This window comes from Moraxella porci DSM 25326, assembly GCF_002014855.1.
In the GTDB taxonomy this organism is placed as follows: Bacteria; Pseudomonadota; Gammaproteobacteria; order Pseudomonadales; family Moraxellaceae; genus Moraxella; species Moraxella porci.
On the sequence record NZ_MUYV01000026.1, the window covers coordinates 1 to 5,194 of the forward strand.

Here is a 5,194-nt window from a genome sequence, read left to right on the forward strand (position 1 = left end):
AATCTAGTACAGCCCCAAAATTAATATCCAAAGTAGTTTTTTTTTCATAAATTTTCACTTTTTCTAACAAAATGAATTTGTTAGTTGAGCTGTAAAGTATGAAATACTTGCTTTGCTGTATCTTCTACTAATTTATTGTTGAATTTGGCTTCTTCGGTAAATTGCGTACTCATGATTGCCATCACAATCGGTTTGCGATTTGGTATGCGAACCACCGCAATATCATTGCGTACACCATATTTACCCGCCCCGCTTTTATCGTACACTTTCCACGATGTTGGCGTAGCAGCGCGAATCAATGGATTGCCTGTTGCGTTATTGTCCAACCAATTCCACAAAATCGTTTTTTGCGATTCGGTTAATGTGTTGCCCAATAAATACGCATTTAAATTCATCGCCATTTGTTTGGGTGTACTCGTATCACGAATATCGTTGGGTTTGGCTTGATTTAAATCGGGTTCTAGCCGATTGGCATGGGTTACGTTATCGCCTAATTGTCGCAAAATACGTTGATATTGTTCCACGCCACCCAATTCTTTGAGCAGCAAATTGGTCGCGCTGTTGTCGCTAAACCGCACGGCTGCTTCACATAATTGGGCAATCGTCATGCCTTTGCCAACGTATTTTTGGGTTTCGGGAGAATAACTAACCAAATCTTTTTGGCTATATGAAATGGTACGATTTAAATCTTTTTCAGGCAGCGATTGCAACACCGCCCCAGCCAACAACGCCTTGAAAGTGGACGCATAAGCAAAGCGTTCATCTGCACGATAAGACAAAGAATGTCCCGTTTCTGTATCCCATACATAAACGCCAATTCGGGCTTGATACTGCTGTTCCAAATTCGCCAAAGTCTGTTGAAAGGTGGCTTGTGTGGCTGATTGTTGCACAGGCGCACTAGCAGGCTGCGGATTAGACGTTACCGAATGAACAGAATTGGGCGAACAAGCCGTTAATGTTAATGTCAGCAATAATAATGTGCCGATTTTTAACTTATTTAACATAAATTATCCTTTGATTTTACTAAATAAATTTCTTTTCAGGCAGCCTGAAAAATTCAGGCAGCCTGAAAAATAATTTTACCAATCACGCGGGGATTTATCAACCAAAAAATTGGGAAAATAGCCGTCATCATACATGCCACGCAGAAAATCGTATGATTGAATTTGCGGATTTTGAATGTTCATCTTGTTTCCTTATTTTATGGGTTATGAATGTTCAGGCAGCCTGAAACGTATTATTCAACTTGAATTGTCAAAACTCATCGCCAATAACGATAGGGTAGTGGCGCATACCAAGGATGAAACACAGGATATGCCCAATCACGGCTAAGCTGCGCACGGCGATAATACTGCTGATAACCCAAAGCATGCGATTGCTGAATCTCAAGCAGACCAGCTTCAGGGCAGACTTGATTGAGTGAATAACCGCGCTGACCGATCTCATAGGCATTGCCTTTGGTGCAGTAGCTATTTAAGCCAATTTGCCGGCCCGCCTCCCAAGTCTTGATAATCTCAGGTGTTAATTTGATGGCTTGACACTGCTTTTGATGGCGGCTAATTTCATAAGGATAGCGACCTGCTTTGCCATCTTCGATACCGACAGCATGTCAATCGGGTGCAGCGCAATCGATTTGGGGCTGCTGTGCGGTGGTCGCGCAGCCAGTGACAATGGCGGATAAACCAAAGGCGAATAAAAGCGCAAGTTTTTTCATAACAGACCTTAAATGATGGCGCAATTTTGCTGATAAGTCGTTGAAGAGATCAGATATTCTACGATACTTTGGTAGGTGTGACCAATTTACCCATCAGCTTGGATGATGCAAATTAAGATAATCAAAGTCACATCAAGCCAATACAATATCCCAAGATGCCAAATCCAAGCAGCATGAAACAAGCCGCCGCTTGGATTTGGATGAGATTATGACAGCGATTGACCAACGCCACGGCAATTCAAAGTATGCTCCGTGCCTGCAATCGTCACAGCCAAAATGGCATCACGACCTTTGGCATGCCATTCATACAGGCTGTTTGGGTTGGTGTGGTTAACAAAACGCATACCAGAGCCGCTCACTGCTGAGTTCATGGTGATCTCTTGATTTAGTAGTTTCCAACTTGGGACATTGATGGATAGGACAGCACGATCACTCTGTGGCTGATAGTTGGCGATGACGCTGGCATTGTCATCACATTGATAAGTCGCAATCAATCGCTTTTGTTGAGCGCTGTCAGCGGTGGTATTGACAGAGGCAGTCTGGGTGTTGATCGTCGAAGTGGCACAGCCTGTAATGGCAAGGGCGGCCAAAGTCGTACAAGCAAGTAATTTTTTCATCTTCATATCCTTTAAGTGGGTTAAGAATGGTCAAATGCCAAGCATTTGGGTGAAAATTAGCTATGTTTCATATGGCTTTATTATATGCCAAATTCTGCTCGTGTGGATGGCAGTTGGCCTCAAAAACTGTAATAAATATGTCACCAATCTTACCCAAATCTTACACCATTAACCGATACAGCTTTACTAAAAAAAGGCCGGCGAATGCCAGCCTAATAGATCGCGATGACTCATTCAGTCACGCTGTTACCAGTAGGGATAAAGCCCTCGCCAGAATCTTTGGCAAGTACAGGATGATCGGCATTAGGAATGCTGCTACGCAAAATCAGATAGCCTAAGATGCCCGCGATGATCGAACCTAAAATGATGCCCAGTCGCGGATCGAACTCATCTGGAATGCCGCCAAAAGCCAATCCTGAGATAAACAAACTCATCGTAAAGCCGATGCCGCATAGCAGTGATACGCCATACAGCTGCTTGATGGTAGTGCCTTTTGGCAATCCTGCCAAGCCCAGTTTTAGGCATAAGAATACCGCTGCCATAACACCAATTTGTTTACCGATGAGCAGTCCTGAGGCGATGCCAAGCGGTACAGGATGCAGTAGGCTATCTATACTCGTTCCGGCCAGTGAAATACCAGCATTGGCAAAGGCAAACAGCGGCAGCACACCAAATGCCACGGTGTTATGCAAATCATGCTCCAGCTCTTCAAGTGGTGAATGTTCTGGATCACGCTTGTTACGCAGTGGGATAAAAAATGCCAATAGCACGCCTGCCAAAGTCGCATGCACCCCTGATTTTAGCATCGCCGCCCACATGATCAGACCGATCATCAAATACGGGGTCAGACGCACCACGCCCATTTTATTTAATAGGTACAAAAACGGCAAGCAGACCGCCGCCACACCCAATGAAAACAGCGATAAATCGGCGGTATAAAACAGCGCAATGATGATAATCGCACCCAAGTCATCAAAAATCGCGATCGACACCAAAAACACCTTTAGCGCATTTGGCACACGATTTCCAAGTAAGCTAATCACACCCAAAGCAAAGGCAATGTCGGTCGCCGCAGGGATCGCCCAGCCAACCAGATGCTCGGGATTTTGATAATTAAAAGCAGCATAGATCAAAGCTGGTACGATCATCCCACCGACAGCCGCTAAGGCGGGCATGAGGATCTGTTTGAGATCGGATAATTCACCGATCAACGCCTCTCGCTTTAATTCCAATCCCACCAAAAAGAAAAATATCGCCATCAAGCCATCATTAATCCAATGATGCGCATCTTTGGCAATCTCAAAAGCACCGATCTGAACCACCACAGGCGCATGAATGAAATCATCATACAGCCATTGTAGCGGCGAGTTCGCAATGATCATGGCAAGGATCGCAGCGAGGGCAAGAATGATGCCGCCTGCTGCTTCTAATTCTAAAAATCGCTTAATTCGTGCAAACATATCAATCTCAACTAAAGTGTCACAAATGAGACATCATTCACCTGTCACACTGGCAGTAAATTTATCGCTAACTGTAACATAAAAATAAGGTAAGGATAAAGACTAAGTTACAAAACTTAGCGCAATTTATGAAATTTTTTATGGTTTGAATCCAGATTGAGCTGATTTTTTGGTGTTATGGGCTGATCTATGTCGATACACAGCCGGGCTTGGCTGTTAAAATTGTCCAAATCATTGGCACAGTTTTGATCCAGCGTTATAATAGCCAAGGGCTTTTGGCTTTATTAAATTTGGCTTTAATAAAATGACTTGATGGGTGGGGTGGTAATGGATATTCAGCTTGGCTTAGAGATATTGTTGCTGTTATTTGGTGTGGCGATGCTGGCAGGCTTCGTTGATGCGATGGCAGGCGGTGGTGGGTTATTGACCATTCCTGCCCTGTTGTTGTCTGGTGTGCCACCGATCGCCACCCTTGCCACCAATAAACTGCAAGCATCGGCAGGGTCATTCTCAGCCAGTCTAACGATGATCAAAAAAGGCGTCGTACATCCTGCCCAAATCAAGATTGCTTTATTGATGGCTTTTGTGGGTTCGGCGATTGCCACGGTGTTGGTGCAATTATCCCCACCTGAGATGTTAAAAGTCATCATTCCATTTCTCGTCGCTGGGGTGGGGCTTTATACGCTGTTTGCCCCAAGCTTGGGCGAAATTGAAAGCATGCCCAAAATCAGCCAAAGCGCGTGGCAAAAAACCATCGTACCGCTGATCGGCTTTTATGATGGCTATCTAGGGCCAGGGACGGGAACATTTTTTGCACTGTCCAATGTGGCACTGCGAGGGATGGATCTGATCCGAGCCACAGGCACTGCCAAGCTACTCAACTTCGCGACCAATATCGCCAGTCTGATTTTCTTTATTCTAGGCGGTCAAGTGCTATGGAAAGTGGGCTTTGTGATGATGGCAGGGCAGATTATTGGGGCGTTTTGTGGCTCGCAGATGGTAGTCAAAGGCGGTGCCAAATTTATCCGTCCTGTGATTGTGCTGATGTGCTTTGCGATGGTGGTGCGGTATGTATTTTGGTGATTGGGGATAAAAATGCGTTATGCGATGTTACTTCGTGGGGTGAATATGATGGGTAAAAATACGCTAGTAATGAGCGATTTTGCCTATCATTTGACGGCACTGGGTCTAAACAATGTGGCTTATTATATTAATAGTGGCAATGTATTTTTTGATAGCCGAATATCTGTTGATAAACTTTATGCCAAGATTGCTCACTGTCTTTTGGATATACATGGATTGAAGGTGGATTTTGTGCTGATTTGTGCCAAAGACTTGCAGGATGAATGGCAAAATCTACCACTATTTTGGCAGGATAAAACGCTCGGGGCTGTACTAGAATA

Annotated in this window: 7 protein-coding genes; 2 read left to right on the forward strand and 5 right to left on the reverse strand. The window is 44.5% G+C overall.

Annotated elements, in window-relative coordinates; translation table 11 throughout:
- Nucleotides 1-80: 80 nt before the first annotated feature.
- The 5 genes from B0681_RS10245 to nhaA all read right to left on the reverse strand — a co-directional run bounded on the left by B0681_RS10245 (nt 81) and on the right by nhaA (nt 3,791).
- Nucleotides 81-1,004, reverse strand: coding sequence for a broad-spectrum class A beta-lactamase ROB-4 (locus B0681_RS10245; RefSeq protein WP_078318620.1), 924 nt, complete (start codon nt 1,002-1,004; stop codon nt 81-83).
- Between the two features lie 75 nt (nt 1,005-1,079).
- Nucleotides 1,080-1,187: a DUF5713 family protein gene (locus tag B0681_RS10545; RefSeq protein ID WP_228143791.1), complete on the reverse strand. Its 108-nt coding sequence runs from the start codon at nt 1,185-1,187 to the stop codon at nt 1,080-1,082.
- A gap of 74 nt (nt 1,188-1,261) precedes the next feature.
- Nucleotides 1,262-1,597, reverse strand: a complete 336-nt coding sequence (locus B0681_RS10630; protein ID WP_078318621.1) for a DUF2799 domain-containing protein — start codon at nt 1,595-1,597, stop codon at nt 1,262-1,264.
- A gap of 323 nt (nt 1,598-1,920) precedes the next feature.
- Complete coding sequence (locus B0681_RS10260) at nt 1,921-2,331, reverse strand: MliC family protein (protein ID WP_078318623.1); 411 nt, start codon at nt 2,329-2,331, stop codon at nt 1,921-1,923.
- A 230-nt stretch (nt 2,332-2,561) separates the two neighbouring features.
- A complete protein-coding gene (gene nhaA, locus B0681_RS10265) occupies nt 2,562-3,791 on the reverse strand; it encodes a Na+/H+ antiporter NhaA (protein WP_078318624.1) in 1,230 nt (409 codons plus the stop codon).
- A 327-nt stretch (nt 3,792-4,118) separates the two neighbouring features.
- Here nhaA and B0681_RS10270 point away from each other — a divergent pair, with 327 nt between their 5' ends.
- Both B0681_RS10270 and B0681_RS10275 read left to right on the forward strand, forming a co-directional pair.
- Nucleotides 4,119-4,874 carry a TSUP family transporter gene (locus B0681_RS10270; RefSeq protein ID WP_078318625.1) on the forward strand — a complete coding sequence of 252 codons (756 nt, stop codon included), beginning with the start codon at nt 4,119-4,121 and terminating at the stop codon, nt 4,872-4,874.
- A gap of 12 nt (nt 4,875-4,886) precedes the next feature.
- Nucleotides 4,887-5,194: DUF1697 domain-containing protein (locus tag B0681_RS10275; RefSeq protein WP_103034700.1), on the forward strand; the 308-nt coding region annotated here is incomplete at its 3' end.

Excerpts from the sequence above, each read along its gene's own strand:
- B0681_RS10245 (WP_078318620.1), bottom strand. The coding sequence starts at position 1,004 with ATGTTAAATAAGTTAAAAATCGGCACATTATTATTGCTGACATTAACA.
- B0681_RS10545 (WP_228143791.1), bottom strand. The coding sequence starts at position 1,187 with ATGAACATTCAAAATCCGCAAATTCAATCATACGATTTTCTGCGTGGC.
- B0681_RS10260 (WP_078318623.1), bottom strand. The coding sequence starts at position 2,331 with ATGAAAAAATTACTTGCTTGTACGACTTTGGCCGCCCTTGCCATTACA.
- nhaA (WP_078318624.1), bottom strand. The coding sequence starts at position 3,791 with ATGTTTGCACGAATTAAGCGATTTTTAGAATTAGAAGCAGCAGGCGGC.
- B0681_RS10270 (WP_078318625.1), top strand. The coding sequence starts at position 4,119 with ATGGATATTCAGCTTGGCTTAGAGATATTGTTGCTGTTATTTGGTGTG.